Raw genomic sequence first — 13225 nt, forward strand, 5'->3', positions numbered from 1 at the left:
CCCATGCATAGGCCGTCGGAACCGCGATCTCAACGAAGGGGAGGGGAGGGCCAAGCCGCGCGAGCGCGTCGAAGCGGCTGAGGCGTCTTGTCTGGCTGCACCAGAAATCGCGCTGGTAAGCGGCTATGCGTCGTCAAGGATCGACGTGGTCCCGCATGTCCGTTCACAGCTCTCCGGAGCGGACCAGCGGCGTTCGGCCACGTCGGGACGCCCGGCTGCAGCCCCGCTCACGGGGCCCGGGCTTCCGGGCCGAAGCCGAGATCGGTCACGAAGCGGTTCCAGGTCTCGACGCGGACTTGGCCGCCGGTGGCGCGTCGGTGCCCCTGGGCGAACTGGTCGTCCGGCCCGAGCGGCGGTGCGCGGTCCTGGAGGAACGTGATCAGGTCCGGCTCGGACGCGCTGCGCGCGGCGAAATGCACGAAGCCGGTGCGGAACGATGCATTCGCGCCGATCACCACCTGCCGGCGCAGGCGGCCGGTCCACGATTGCGCGACGAGTGGATGGATCTGGCACGGGGAGTCGCAGCGGATCAGGGCGACCGGACCGGCGAAGAGCGGCGGGATCCGGCGCGCGGCATCGAGAGCGGCCTTCACCTCGGAACGCGCCTCGCGCAGGGCTTCGGCCTCCGGAGCGGTCCCGGTGACGATCTCCGCCGGACCAGAGGCACGAAGGAGCAGCGACAGGGCGGCCCTCGCATCGCCCGAGGCCGTGCGCCGCGGCGCGTTGACGAGGCTCACGGCCTCGCGCAGCGCCTTGACGGTGTAGGATTTGCGCAGCGGACCCATGATCTCAGGGAAGTCGCTGCTCGCGCCGCGCTCGCCGAGATCGCCGACGAGCCCGATCCCGGCGAGCCACGCGAGATCGTCCGCCGGGCCCAGGGCCGTCGCGCAGGCCAGCGCGAGGAGACTGGAGGTGGGGATCGGCGCGTCCGCGTGGCCGCTGATCACCATGGCCGCGTCGGCTTCGGGCCAGGAGCGCGGCACGTGATGATCCACCAGCACCGTCGGCACGCCCGGCAGGATCGGTTCGGCCTGGACGCCGAGATCGGCAACCACGAGGCCGCCGGGCGTCTGGGCCGCGAGCTCGTCGCGGAGGGCGGCCGACCACGGGGACTCGCCGCGGCCGATGATGCGGGCCCGGGTCTCGCTGTGCCCGGCGCGCATGAGGGCTCGGGCCAGGAGGGCACCCGCCGACAGGCCGTCCGCGTCATCGTGGCAGAGGACCACCGGTGCGCCCGGTCCGAAGTGTGCGGCGAGGCGGGCGAAGGCGGCTCCGTGCGCTGCTTGGGCGGTCACGACGGCCCGGCCGCCGCTGGACGCGGGCGTATCCCGGCCGCCAGCGCGGGCCGGCCGGCCACACCCTGCGGCGGGCTGTCGGCCCGCGTCATGCGCGCGCCGCCGCGCCGAACGCCTGAAGAGCGGCCTGACCCGCGTCCTGCGCGTCCTCGGGCGAGGCGTACGCCTCCGGCGAGACCCGGATCGACACGCCGTCGGCGTCCGTCAGGTGCCAGCGGAACCGCGCGCCGCCGTCGCCCCAGGATTCGACGGTGACGGCGATGGGCGTCGGATCGTCCATGGCTCAGGCCGCCTTCAGGGGATCGTGGCCCCAGTTCATCAGCGACAGCCGCCAGGGCGAATCCTTCACCTCATCCTTGTCCTTCGGGCCGCCCTGCTTCAGGTGCCGGTGCACGTAGCCGATCACCTTGCGCATGTGCCGGTAATCCTCGTCCGACAGCTCGGATTTCTTCTTGTGCAGCATCGCGACGATGTGGCGCCCCTCCACGTGGCCCGTCGCTTCGCCCCCATCCTTCTTCTGGCCGACCGATTGGCTGGCCTCGCTCGCGAGATGCTTCTCCAGGGCGGAGGCCGTCATGTTCACGACCTCCTTGAACTCCTTGTAGGTCGTCGCGTGATCGTCCGTCTCGGCCATGGGTCACCCTCCAATGGTGGGATGGGCGGCCCCGCAGGCGCGGCCGCCCCGACAACTAGGATCGACTTCGGATCAGCTGTCGGCCTTGCCGCCGGCGAGCGTCAGGTCGAGGTAGGTCCGGGTCACCGGCTCGATGAGCGCGGCGATCTCCTCGGCCGCCTTCGTCTCCTCCTCGACCGCCGCGCGGAAGGATAAGGCCTGGTCCGACTTGCCGGCCCGCTCCGCGATGACCGCCAACGAGCGATAGGCGGCGATCTGGTCGTACTGGTAGGCGTATCCGGCGTAGAGGTTCTTCAGCGTCTCGTCCTGCGCGGTCGCGTGGACCGCGGCTCCGATCGAGCCGGCGACGCTCGTGACCGTCTCCTTCAGCGTGGATGGGCTCGCGCCGATGCCCTCCAGCGCCCGGTCCAGACGGGCCAGCTGTCCCTTCGTGGTCTCGGCATGCCGGCGCAGCACGGCGGCGTAATCCGGGTACCGCTCCAATCCGGAGAGCTGCCGCTCGATCTGTTCCAGGCCCTGCTTCTCCAAGGCGCGCGTGTTCCGCAGCGCTCCGGCGTAGATCGTACCGATATCTGTGCTGGCCATGCTTTCGAAGCTCCAGGTTCGTTTCGGGTTCGTCGGCAAACGTCGAGGGCGGTCCCCGTTTCCAGTCGAAGGCTGCGACGTAAACGCCGCCCGTCGGCGCGGGATGACGGTTCTGCTTGGCGCGTTTGTTTCAGGGCGTGTTCGCCACCACGAAGATTTCCTCGGGCCTATCGTTCATTCAAATGGATCTCTGGAAGGCTCGCGAATGCCACGGCTGTCCTGAGGCCCGGTCGTTTTGGTCGCAGCGTGGCCCAGGAAAATTCGGGCTTGCCTTAAGTTGGTTTTCGGGGTCGCCAGGCAGTCTGGTGCGGCTGTCGGAGGCTGTCGCGACATGAAAACCGAGAACGCCTGCCGAGGCCGGGACCAGGGACCGTCGCCAACGGGGGAGACCGCCATCCCGGTTCGGGATCGGGTCGGGCGGGCCGACCATGTCTGACCCAGGGATCCTGGCCTACCGCGTGCAGAAGCACGCGGCCCGCCGGCTGCACTACGACTTCCGGCTGCAGGTCGGCGGGGTCCTCAAGAGCTGGGCGGTCGCGCGCGGGCCGAGCCTCGTCGCGGGCGAACGCCGCCTCGCCGTCGCTGTCGAGGATCACGGCCTGGACTACGCGGACTACGAGGGCGTGATCGCGCCGGGCCAGTACGGCGCGGGCACCGTGCTGCTCTGGGACCGGGGGACCTGGGAGCCGGAGGGCGATCCGGACGCGGCACTGGCCACGGGGTCGCTCGCCTTCACCCTGCATGGGCAGAAGCTGACCGGTCGCTGGCGTCTCATGCGGATGCGGCCGAAGCCGCGGGAGCGCCAGGTCTCGTGGCTGCTGGTGAAGTCCCACGACGGGGCGGCCCGCGCGGCCGGCGAGCCCGACATCTTGGAGGAAGCGCCGCGATCGGTCCTGACCGGACGCACGGTCGAGGATATCGCCGCTGCGGTGGCCTAATGGGGGGAAGGTGCATGGACCAGAGGACTCCGATTAACCTGGCCTTCGACGCCGTCGCGGTCGCGCGACAAGCGTCGATCACTGCGGCCGAGCGCGCCGGCGCCCAGGACCGCGACGACGGCTTTCCGGCTGAGGATGTCGCCGACCTCGCCCAATGCGGCCTGCTCGCCGCGCCGGTTCCGTCCAGCGACGGTGGGGTCGGGCTCGGCGAGGAGCCGGGCGCGCGCAAGCTCGCGGCGGTGCTGCGGCTCGTCGGGTACGGCAGCCTGGCGCTGGGGCGCCTCTACGAGGGCCACGTCAACGCGCTCCAGCTCGTGGCGCGCTACGGCGCCCCCGCGCAGCAGGCACGCCTGTTCGCCGATGCGCGCGCGGGGCACCTGTTCGGAGTCTGGAATACCAACCGGCCAGGCGACAGCCTGCGCCTGGGAGAGGATGGCCGGCTCCGGGGCGTGAAGGCCTTCGCGTCGGGGGCCGGTTATGTCACCCGCGCCCTGGTGACGGTCACGCGGGAGCCGGATGCGGCGTCGCTGATGCTGGTCGTGCCGCTGGAGCCCGGCAGCCGCGCCGATCTGACCGGCTGGCGCGCGCACGGCATGCGCGCCTCCGCCACCGGCACCGTCGATTTCGAGGACATCGCCGTCGGCGCGGACGCGATCCTCGGCGGGCGGGACGATTACCAGCGCCAACCGACCTTCTCGAGCGGGGCCTGGCGGTTCGCGGCCGTGCAGTTCGGCGGCATCGAGGCCGTGTTCGATGCGTGGCGCGCGCACCTCGGCGCAACCGGTCGTGGCGGCGATCCCCATCAGCGCGCGCGGCTCGGCGAGGGTGCCATCGCGGTCGAGGGTGCTCGACACTGGATCGAGCGCGCCGCCCGGATCGTCGCGGAAAATGACCTTCCGCCCGAGCGCGTCGTCGCCTTCGTCAACCTGACCCGGCTCGCCGTGGAGAAGGCCGGGCTCGACGTGCTGCAACTCGCTCAGCGGTCCGTCGGCCTGCAGGGTTTCCTGCGGTCCCATCCCCTGGAGCGCCTGTCCCGCGACCTCGCGACCTACCTGCGCCAGCCTGCGCCGGACGGTGCGCTCACCAGCGCGGCCGAAGAGATCCTGCGGGTGGGCGGCGCGGCGGAGCACCTGTGGGCCGGAGGCGCGGAATGAACCGGGCCGCCGCGCCGCCACCGGGCGAGAGCGTCACGCACCGCGCCGTGCGCGGCGCGCATGCGATGCTGCCCGCCTACGGACGAGCCACAACGGACCACACGCGGCGCGACGGGCGCGTCGACCAGGAAGGCCCCTCATGCGGATGAACGGCTGGCTTGACACGCCGCAGCGCTACGGCCGGATCAGCCGGGCGTTCCACTGGCTCATGGCCGCGCTCTTCGCTTGGCAATTCGCCGGCGCGCTCCTCTACGTCGCGATCGGCGACACCGCCCTGACACGCTTCGTCGGCGGCAGCCACTTCACCCTCGGCTTCACCCTTTTCGTCCTCGTGCTCCTGCGCGGCCTCTGGGGGCTTGCGAACGTGGCGCGCAGACCGCCGCATCCCGGACGCCTGGGGCGTGCCGCGGTGGCCGGTCACGCGTTCATCTATCTGCTGATGGTCTTCACGCCGGGCCTCGCCCTGCTCCGCCAGTACGGCTCCGGTAAGCCGTTCACGCCCTACGGCCTTCCTCTGATGCCGGGGCGGGACACGAAGATCGCCTGGATGGTGGCTCCGGGCGATCTCCTCCATCACTGGCTCGGCTTCACCCTGCTGGTCGTCGTGCTCGGGCATGCCGCCATGGCGCTGATCCATCGCCGGGTGCGGCAGGAGGATGTGCTGGCCCGGATGGCCTGACGCGGCTCGCACGGCACCGCGCGGTCGCCCGCAGGAACTTCGATCGTCGGCGATGCTTTGCTCGACGCGCGGGCTCCCCGCCCGGCGGCGAGGTCTGTCATGTCGAGCGACACCGAAAAGCACCACGCCCTTCTCAGCGCGCTGAGAGCGGCCCAGGGCAAAGGCGACGGCAGCTTCGAGCAGGCCGTGACCGATGCATTCGCGCACGTCTTCGAGCATCTGAGCCGGCTCAACAATCACGTCTCGCTCGGTGGTCCCGACGGCGAGGACCGGCACCTGAAGCCGGGCGAGTCGCCGACCCTGCGCTAGCATCTTCGAGGCGGGACCAATCCTAGCCCTCTGAACAAGCCGGCCGCAGCGAAGGCGAAGAGGCGTGTCCGGACGTGCCCGCCGCGAACCGACCGTAGCTGCGACCGACGAGCCAGTTCGATGCTGAGCCGGCTCAGCATCATCGGTTCTGCGGCGCGCGTGAGCCTGTCGCGCCGGGCGCTGCCCGGTTCGCATGACGGGTGTCATCGGCCGAGGCGGCCGCGACGTGCTCCCTCGATCCCGTCGTAACCCGATCGGGACGAGGGCTAGGCGAGACTCTGAGCCGCGGCGCGCAGCGTCTGCGTGGCCTCGTCGGCCTGGCCGGCGGACTCGGCGATGAGACCGAGGCCCGAGGTGATCGCCCCGATCCCTTGTGCTGCGGTCTGCATGGTCGTCGACATCGCGCGGGTCACCGCGGATTGCTCCTCGACGGCCGTGGCGATGGTGGCCGCCACCGCGTTGAGACCCACGATCGTGGCCTGGATCGAGCCGACCGCCGCCACCGCCTTTCCGGTCGCGGTCTGGGTTCCGGTGATCTGGACGGCAATCTGCTCGGTCGCCTTCGCGGTCTGATCGGCGAGCGCCTTCACCTCGGAGGCGACCACCGCGAAGCCCCGGCCCGCCGCGCCGGCGCGGGCCGCCTCGATGGTCGCGTTGAGCGCCAGCAGATTCGTCTGGGAGGCGATATTCTGGATCAGCGCCACAACCGCGCCGATCTGCTCGGCCGAGTCATTCAGACCCGAGATGATCGCCTGCGTCGCCTGGGCCTGCTCTACGGCCCGTCCGGACATCTCGGACGCCTGCACGACCTGAGCGCTGATCTCCGCCACCGAAGTGGCGATCTGCTCCGCCCCCGACGCGATCGACTGGATGTCGCCGGAGACGTGGGCCGACGATTGCGCGCTCTCTCCCGCCTGGCGCGAGACCTTCGAGGACGCCTCCGCGATGGCATTCAGGTCCCGGGCCAGCGCCGTCTGCAACTCCGTCCGGCGTTGGCGATCCAGCACCTGCGCGGTGACGTCGGTGGCGAACTTGACGATCTTCAGGGGGCGTCCGTCCCGATCGAAGATCGGGTTGTAGCTACCCTGGATGAAGACTTCGCGGCCGCTCTTGGCGCGGCGCTTGAACTCGGCGGCCTCGTACTCACCGCGGCCCAGACGGTCCCAGAACGCCCGGTACGCGGCGCTGTCGCGGACCTCCGGCTCGATGAACAGGCTGTGATGACGCCCCGTGACCTCCTCCAGACGGTATCCCATGGCGGCGAGGAAGTTGTCGTTGGCGGTCAGGATCGTCCCGTCGAGCGCGAACTCGATCACCGCCTGGGAGCGGTTGATCGCCCGGATCTGACCCTCGTAGGCGATTGCGCGCGTCACCTGCTCGGTGACATCGCTGGCGAACTTGACGATCTTGAGCGGTCTGCCGCGTCGGTCCAGGATGGGATTGTAGGTCGCCTGAAGCCAGACCGCGCGGCCGTCCTTGCCGATCCGCTTGAATTCGCCGGCTTGGTAATCCCCACGCCGGAGCGCCGCCCAGAAGTCGCGATACGCGTCGCTCTCTCGGTATGCCGGATCGACGAGTTCCGCATGCGGTCGGCCCCGGATCTCGTCCAGCGCGTAGCCCAGCGTGTCGAGGAAGTTCTTGTTGGCGGCCAGGATCGTCCCGTCGGTCGCGAATTCGATGACGGCTTGAGATCTGTCCAGGGCCTTGATCCTGGCGTGCAGATCCTTGTCGCGCACGAAACCCACTGGTCGCCCCCTCCTTGCTTCATCCCGGCCGGATGAAGATTTTATGCTTGACCCGCTGCCGCGTCGGATCTCGGGCTGCCAATGTGGGCGCAAGCTTCTTCGCTGTCGATGTTCCCGTCAAGCAGTACGTGTGCATGAGCAATGATGATTAACATGCATGGTTGCGGATCGGACGAATGATACTGTTGTTGGCTCGGATAAGATTGCTTTTGTTTCTATTATTATTCAAACCTGTTCTCAGAGACAGGTATCATAAGCAAACTGGCTTCTAGAAGATCATTAAAAACGGGGCGGCGCGCCGCGGACGGCTCCGATCGCGGCGCGCCTCGTGCGGCTTACAGGTGGAACACCACCTTCACGCAGCCGTCCTTCTTGTCGCGGAAGGTCTTGTAGAGGTCCGGCCCGTCCGCGAGATCCTGCGAGCGGTGCGTGATCAGGCCGGTCATGTCGAACTTGCCCTCCTGGATCAGCTTGGTCAGCGTCTCGAGGTAGCGCTTCACGTGCGTCTGGCCGCTCTTGAGGGTCAGGCCCTTCTGGACGATCGAGCCCATGTTGACCGGGATCGGGCCGCCATAGACGCCCGGCACCGAGACGATGCCGCAGGGCCGGACCGCCTTGATCGCCTCGGCCAGCGCGTAGGGGCGCTCCGTGGCGGTGAGCTTCTCCTGCACCGTGGAGAGCACGCCGGTGATGCCGCCGTGGCCGCCGCTCGCCTCCATGCCGACGCAGTCGATCACGCCGTCGGCGCCCTGGCCCTTGGTGATCTCCTTGATCCGCTCGAACACGTCCTCGTTCATGAAGTCGATCACGTCGGTGGCGCCGACCTTCTTGGCCAGGGCGATCCGCTCGGGCACCGTCTCGATAACGATGATCCGCTCGGCGCCCATGATCTTGGCCGACTGGATGGCGAACAGGCCCACCGGCCCTGCACCCCAGATCGCGATGGTCTCGCCGCCCTGGATCTCGCAATGCTCGGCGCCCTGCCAGCCGGTGGGCAGGATGTCGGTGAGGAACAGGACCGACTCGTCGTCCATGCCGTCCGGGACCTTCATGGGCGCGACGTCGGCCATCGGCACGCGCACATACTCAGCCTGACCGCCCGCATAGCCGCCGGTGAGGTGCGAGTAGCCGAACAGGCCGGCCGTGGTGTAGCCAAACTGGGCGGCGGCCATCGCGGCGTTGCGGTTCGAGCGCTCGCACACTGAGAAGTTGCCGAGCTTGCACTGACGGCATTCGCCGCAATTGATGTTGAAGGGCACGATGATCCGGTCGCCCTTCTTGTATTTGGTGAAGCCCTGGCCGACTTCGACGACTTCACCCATGAATTCGTGGCCGAGGACGTCGCCGCTCTCCATGGTCGGCATCAGCCCGTCCATGAGGTGCAGGTCCGAGCCGCAGATCGCGCAGCTCGTCACCTTGATGATGACGTCGCGAGAATCCTCGATCACCGGATCTGGGACCGTATCGCAGCGGATGTCGTTGCGGCCGTGCCAGCACAGTGCCTTCATCGCAAGGGTCTCCAGAGGTCGATGGGGGTGTGACCGAGTCGGCCACGTCGGAGGTAAAGCCTGCGGCCGTACGGCCAAGTTCCGGCACCGCGACATCGCAACCACGGATGCGGCGCGCAGGAACGCTGACGCTTCGTCCATCTCCGGAACCCGACGCCCGCTTCAACCTGTTGTCAGGCCGGCGGCAGAGTTCGTGGACCTCTCGCCGACCCGTGGTGCCGTCCGATCGTGGCGCCGCGCCGGCCCGCCTCTCACCAGTCCCAGCGAGACATCATGCCGAGTAGCCCGATCCTCCAGCCCGTCACTATCGGCGACTTGGAGCTCAAGAACCGCGTCGTGATGGCGCCGCTGACCCGCAGCCGCTCCGACAACGCGGGTGTGCCGCCGGACTTCGCGGCCGATTACTACGGGCAGCGGGCCAGTGCCGGCCTGATCATCGCCGAGGCGACCAACATCTCGCCGCAGGGCGTGGGCTACGCCTACACGCCGGGCATCTGGTCCGACGCGCAGGTGGAGAGCTGGTCGCGCATCGTCCGGACGGTCCATGCCAACGACGGCCTGATCTTCCTCCAACTCTGGCACACCGGCCGGATCTCGCATCCCGAGCTTCAGCCGGGCGGGGCGCTTCCGGTCTCGGCCTCGGCGATCAAGCCGGAGGGCACGGCTTTCACGCAGGACGGCATGAAGCCTCACGTGACGCCGCGAGCGCTGGAGACCGACGAGATCGCCGGGATCGTCGCGGATTACCGGCGGGCGGCCGAGAACGCCAAGCGTGCCGGGTTCGACGGCGTCGAGATCCACTCGGCCAACAATTACCTGCTGGAGCAGTTCGTGCGCGATTCGACGAACCGGCGCGCCGATCGGTACGGCGGCTCGGTCGAGAACCGCCTGCGCTTTCCCCTGGAGGTGGTCCAGGCCGTCACCGAGGTCTGGGGCGGCGGCCGGCGCGTCGGCATCCGGATCTCGCCCGCCACGACGCAGCCCGGCGAGACACCGCTCGATTCCGATCCGCACGCCACCTACGGCGCCTATCTCGACGCGCTCAGCGGGTTCGATCTGCTCTACGTCCACGCGATCGAGGGCGTGACCCAGCAATCCCGGGACGTGCCAGACGGGATCGATTTCCTCGACCTGCGCCGCCGGTTCAAGGGCGCCTATATCGGCAATAACGATCTGACCCTGGACCTCGCCGAGAAGGAATTGGCCGAGGGCCGCGCCGACCTGTTCAGCTTCGGTCGCCCCTATCTCGCCAATCCCGATCTCGTCGGCCGTTTCACCAGCGGCGCACCGCTGGCAGAGGCGCCGAAAGCCTATTGGTATGGGGGTGGTGCCAACGGCTATTCCGACTGGCCCGGCATGAACGGACCGGTGCCGGTGCGCCGGTGACGTTTCTGCGGTCGCCAGCGTTGGTCGGGCGGGTGGTTTACAAATGTTTCACGTGAAACGTTCGTCTTCACCTGCTCTTTACGCCTAACCCCGTCATCCCGGGGCTCGCCTCCGGCGCCCCGGAATGACGTCCAATCGTTCCGTGGAAGATTGACGCGGCGATAGGTTCCCGAACGCGTGTCGTCCTAGGACGCTTGCACGGGGGCGATCCCGCCGATGTCGATCGCCAGCTGCTCCGGGCCTCGAAGGGAGGCGCCGGTCCGATAGGGCGGCGGATCCCGCACCAGGCGTGGCGCGACGAGGCGGCGGCTCAACGCGACGAGGGCGATCTCGGCCTCGATCCGCGCCAAAGGGGCGCCCACGCAAAAATGCAGCCCGCCGCCGAAGCCGAAATGCTCGATGTCCGGACGGTCCGGATCGAACCGGTCTGGGGTTTCGAAGCGGGCCGGATCGCGATTGGCTGCCGCGAAGAGCAGGATCACCGGCGCCCCCTTCGGGATCGTCTCACCGGCGAGGGTGATCGCGCCGAGCGCTTTGCGGGTCCGGAAATGCACCGGCGGCTCGTAGCGCAGCACCTCCTCGATCACCCGCGGGGCGCGCTCGGGATCGGAGCGCAGGCGCTCCAGCTCCTGCGGATGCCGGAGCAGGGTCAGCATCGCGTTGGTGATCAGGTTCACCGTCGTCTCGTGGCCCGCGACCAAGAGCAGGATCGCCGTCGAGATCAGATCGAAATCGCTCATGCGTTTCGCGCCGCCGGGCCCGGGCGCGGCGAGCCCGCTCAGCATGTCGTCGGCCGGCTGACTGCGCTTCTCGCGGATGAGGTTGCGCATGTAGTCCGAGATCGCGTCGAAGGCCGCCACCGTGCGCCGCCGGCTCTCGACGTCGCCGCGCGCATCCGGCTCCAACGCAGTGGCGAGCTGCGTCGCCCAGGATTGGAAGCGCGGCTCGTCGGTCACCGGCACGCCGAGCAGCTCGCAGATCACCGAGACGGGCAGCGGATAGGACAGGTCCTCCACGAGGCAGAGCCGGTCGCGTCCGTGGCACTTGTCCAGGAGCGCGTCGACCTCGCGGAGCACGCGCGGGCGCAGGCCCTGGACCCGCGGGATGGTGAATTCGCGCATCACCGCGGCGCGCAGGGTGTCGTGGTCGGGCGGGTCGCGGAAGATCAGCGGGCGGTGTGCCGTGGCGACCCGGCTTCGGATCGGGTTGATGATCCAGTCGCGGATCGGGTTCCCGGTGGACGGCCGCTTGAACGGCGGCAGATCCTCCGAGCTGAGGCGCGGATCGAAGATCAGCGTCCGGATTGCCGCGTGGGTGCTGACCACGTAGCTCCCGTCGCGCTGGCGCGAGACCGGGCGCTCGCGCAGCCGGGCGTAGAGCGGATAGGGATCGGCCCGGTTGGCCGGGTCCATCACGGCGGCGAACAGCGCGTCGTCAGGCATGCACGGTCTCGGAGCGGCTGGGCGCCGGGGCGGTCGCGCGCGGCGGCGGGAAACCCGGCGCGGCCGTCTCGATCCGGGGCTGGTCGGTGGCATCGATGATCGGCGGGAAGACGCTGCCGGCCGTGATCGCCTGCGCGTAGGCCGGCAGCCAGCGCGCCTGGTCGAAGGAGAGGGCGGCGATGCTGCGCCCGTTCCGGCCATAAACCGCCAGGAAACGCCGCGACGCCCGCGTGCCCTGGACCACGGCCAGTGCGTCGGCACCCGCGGTCAGGCCGGTCAGCTTGATGTTGATGCCGAACTGGCTCGACCAGAAGGCCGGCATGTGCTGGTAGGGGTGCTGGTCGTCCGGTGGCGCCAGCATGTTGCGGGCGGCGTGGCCCGCCTGCTCGACGGCATTGCCCCAATGCTCCACCGAGACCAGGCGGTTGCCGTAGAGCGGGATCGGCCAGCGCGCCACGTCGCCGGCGGCGTAGATGTCGGGGCAGGGCGTTCCGTCGGCGTCGAGGACGCGGCAGGCCGCGTCGCAGGTGAGGCCGCCGGAATCCGCCCGCAGGCCGGCGCCCTGGAGCCAACCGGTCGCCCGGGTCGCGCCGAGGGCGGCGATGACGAGGTCGGCCTCGATGGTCCCGCCATCCGACAGGCGCGCGCGGGCGACCCGGCCCGCCGCGTCGCCCTCGAAGGCGCGCACCATCGTGCCGGGGCGAAATTCCGCGCCGGCGTCGCGCAGGCATTCGGCGATGACCCCGCCGACGAAGGTCCCGAGGGCGGCGGCCAGGGGGGTGGAGTTGGGATCGACCAGGGTCACGGCTAGGCCGAGGTCGCGCAGGCACGAGGCCGTCTCGCAGCCGATCAGGCCGCCGCCGACGACGAGCACCCGGCGCGGGCGGGCCTGCACGGCCGCGCGCAGGGCAGCCGCGTCGTCGCGTCCGCGGAGGGTGAAGACACCGCTCAGACGCCCACCGGTCTCGCTCGGCCAGGCGCGGGCCTCGGCCCCGGTGGCGATGAGGAGCTTGTCGTAGGCCAGCGCGGTTCCGTCCGCGAGCCGGAGCGTCCGGGCGGAGCGGTCGAGGGCGATGGCCGGGCTGCCGAGACGCCACCGGGCGTGCAGGGGTGCCAGCTCCGGCAGCCGGGTCGCATCCGCGTCCAGGTCGCCGACCAGCACGTGCTTCGACAAAGGCGGGCGGTCGTAAGGGCGATGCGGCTCCGCGCCGACCAGGGTCAGGGGACCGGCATAGCCCCGGCGGCGCAGCGCCTCGGCACCGCGCAGGCCGGCCAGCGAGGCACCGACTACGACGATGCCGGCCGGCTCAGGCGTCACGACGTCTCTCCATCATCCGCGCTGGCCTGAAGGCTGATGGCGCGGACCGGGCAGGCATGAACCGCCCGCTCGATCGCGCCGCGTCGCGCGGCCGGCGGGGCAGGATCGTAGAACAGGATCTCGTGGCCGCGTAAGGTGAAGGCATCGGGCGCCGCGTAGCAGCACTGCGCGTAGCCCTGGCAGCGGTTGAGATCGACGACGACGCGCAGCGCCTTTGCATCTGCGGCCATCG

General features: G+C 69.7%; 14 protein-coding genes. 5 read left to right on the forward strand and 9 right to left on the reverse strand.

The window, feature by feature from the left end:
• Positions 1–227: 227 nt before the first annotated feature.
• The 4 genes from AC3WSN_RS25695 to AC3WSN_RS25710 form a co-directional block, all read right to left on the reverse strand.
• A complete protein-coding gene (locus AC3WSN_RS25695) occupies positions 228–1295 on the reverse strand; it encodes a DHH family phosphoesterase (protein ID WP_492541834.1) in 1068 nt (355 codons plus the stop codon).
• A gap of 88 nt (positions 1296–1383) precedes the next feature.
• On the reverse strand, positions 1384–1575 hold the full coding sequence (locus tag AC3WSN_RS25700) for a hypothetical protein (protein WP_492541836.1): 192 nt from the start codon (positions 1573–1575) through the stop codon (positions 1384–1386).
• 3 nt (positions 1576–1578) lie between these two features.
• Positions 1579–1929, reverse strand: coding sequence for a DUF3140 domain-containing protein (locus AC3WSN_RS25705; protein ID WP_192706044.1), 351 nt, complete (start codon positions 1927–1929; stop codon positions 1579–1581).
• Between the two features lie 72 nt (positions 1930–2001).
• Positions 2002–2514: a DUF892 family protein gene (locus AC3WSN_RS25710; RefSeq protein ID WP_492541838.1), complete on the reverse strand. Its 513-nt coding sequence runs from the start codon at positions 2512–2514 to the stop codon at positions 2002–2004.
• A gap of 428 nt (positions 2515–2942) precedes the next feature.
• On the opposite strand from AC3WSN_RS25710, the gene AC3WSN_RS25715 reads away from it, so the two are divergent.
• From AC3WSN_RS25715 to AC3WSN_RS25730, 4 genes are all read left to right on the forward strand, one after another.
• Positions 2943–3452 carry a DNA polymerase ligase N-terminal domain-containing protein gene (locus AC3WSN_RS25715; protein ID WP_492541840.1) on the forward strand — a complete coding sequence of 170 codons (510 nt, stop codon included), beginning with the start codon at positions 2943–2945 and terminating at the stop codon, positions 3450–3452.
• A 14-nt stretch (positions 3453–3466) separates the two neighbouring features.
• Positions 3467–4606, forward strand: coding sequence for an acyl-CoA dehydrogenase family protein (locus AC3WSN_RS25720; protein WP_192706047.1), 1140 nt, complete (start codon positions 3467–3469; stop codon positions 4604–4606).
• Between the two features lie 145 nt (positions 4607–4751).
• Entirely contained in the window at positions 4752–5285 is a 534-nt protein-coding gene (locus tag AC3WSN_RS25725) for a cytochrome b (protein ID WP_492541842.1), read from the forward strand.
• A 99-nt stretch (positions 5286–5384) separates the two neighbouring features.
• Complete coding sequence (locus AC3WSN_RS25730; protein WP_192706049.1) at positions 5385–5594, forward strand: hypothetical protein; 210 nt, start codon at positions 5385–5387, stop codon at positions 5592–5594.
• 266 nt (positions 5595–5860) lie between these two features.
• On the opposite strand, the gene AC3WSN_RS25735 is transcribed toward AC3WSN_RS25730, so the two are convergent.
• Positions 5861–7339: a methyl-accepting chemotaxis protein gene (locus tag AC3WSN_RS25735; RefSeq protein WP_492541844.1), complete on the reverse strand. Its 1479-nt coding sequence runs from the start codon at positions 7337–7339 to the stop codon at positions 5861–5863.
• A 335-nt stretch (positions 7340–7674) separates the two neighbouring features.
• Entirely contained in the window at positions 7675–8847 is a 1173-nt protein-coding gene (locus AC3WSN_RS25740) for a zinc-dependent alcohol dehydrogenase (protein WP_192706051.1), read from the reverse strand.
• Between the two features lie 273 nt (positions 8848–9120).
• Here AC3WSN_RS25740 and AC3WSN_RS25745 point away from each other — a divergent pair, with 273 nt between their 5' ends.
• Positions 9121–10233: an alkene reductase gene (locus tag AC3WSN_RS25745; protein WP_492541846.1), complete on the forward strand. Its 1113-nt coding sequence runs from the start codon at positions 9121–9123 to the stop codon at positions 10231–10233.
• 185 nt (positions 10234–10418) lie between these two features.
• On the opposite strand, the gene AC3WSN_RS25750 is transcribed toward AC3WSN_RS25745, so the two are convergent.
• The 3 genes from AC3WSN_RS25750 to AC3WSN_RS25760 are packed head-to-tail and all read right to left on the reverse strand — an operon-like array spanning position 10419 to position 13223.
• Positions 10419–11675, reverse strand: coding sequence for a cytochrome P450 (locus AC3WSN_RS25750; RefSeq protein ID WP_492541848.1), 1257 nt, complete (start codon positions 11673–11675; stop codon positions 10419–10421).
• Complete coding sequence (locus AC3WSN_RS25755; protein WP_492541850.1) at positions 11668–12993, reverse strand: NAD(P)/FAD-dependent oxidoreductase; 1326 nt, start codon at positions 12991–12993, stop codon at positions 11668–11670. Before AC3WSN_RS25755 ends, AC3WSN_RS25750 begins: the two co-directional genes overlap by 8 nt.
• The gene (locus tag AC3WSN_RS25760; RefSeq protein WP_492541852.1) at positions 12990–13223 is read right to left on the reverse strand and encodes a ferredoxin; all 234 of its coding nucleotides are present in this window, start codon (positions 13221–13223) and stop codon (positions 12990–12992) included. The genes AC3WSN_RS25755 and AC3WSN_RS25760 overlap by 4 nt, the downstream gene beginning before the upstream one ends.
• Positions 13224–13225: the final 2 nt, after the last annotated feature.

The organism is Methylobacterium sp. FW102-HT35C08 (assembly GCF_058790235.1).

What these genes read in the sequence shown, in the direction of transcription:
- AC3WSN_RS25720 (WP_192706047.1), top strand. Translation starts at nt 3,467, where the DNA reads ATGGACCAGAGGACTCCGATTAACCTGGCCTTCGACGCCGTCGCGGTC.
- AC3WSN_RS25725 (WP_492541842.1), top strand. Translation starts at nt 4,752, where the DNA reads ATGAACGGCTGGCTTGACACGCCGCAGCGCTACGGCCGGATCAGCCGG.
- AC3WSN_RS25740 (WP_192706051.1), bottom strand. Translation starts at nt 8,847, where the DNA reads ATGAAGGCACTGTGCTGGCACGGCCGCAACGACATCCGCTGCGATACG.
- AC3WSN_RS25705 (WP_192706044.1), bottom strand. Translation starts at nt 1,929, where the DNA reads ATGGCCGAGACGGACGATCACGCGACGACCTACAAGGAGTTCAAGGAG.
- AC3WSN_RS25710 (WP_492541838.1), bottom strand. Translation starts at nt 2,514, where the DNA reads ATGGCCAGCACAGATATCGGTACGATCTACGCCGGAGCGCTGCGGAAC.
- AC3WSN_RS25730 (WP_192706049.1), top strand. Translation starts at nt 5,385, where the DNA reads ATGTCGAGCGACACCGAAAAGCACCACGCCCTTCTCAGCGCGCTGAGA.
- AC3WSN_RS25700 (WP_492541836.1), bottom strand. Translation starts at nt 1,575, where the DNA reads ATGGACGATCCGACGCCCATCGCCGTCACCGTCGAATCCTGGGGCGAC.
- AC3WSN_RS25745 (WP_492541846.1), top strand. Translation starts at nt 9,121, where the DNA reads ATGCCGAGTAGCCCGATCCTCCAGCCCGTCACTATCGGCGACTTGGAG.
- AC3WSN_RS25760 (WP_492541852.1), bottom strand. Translation starts at nt 13,223, where the DNA reads ATGGCCGCAGATGCAAAGGCGCTGCGCGTCGTCGTCGATCTCAACCGC.
- AC3WSN_RS25750 (WP_492541848.1), bottom strand. Translation starts at nt 11,675, where the DNA reads ATGCCTGACGACGCGCTGTTCGCCGCCGTGATGGACCCGGCCAACCGG.
- AC3WSN_RS25715 (WP_492541840.1), top strand. Translation starts at nt 2,943, where the DNA reads ATGTCTGACCCAGGGATCCTGGCCTACCGCGTGCAGAAGCACGCGGCC.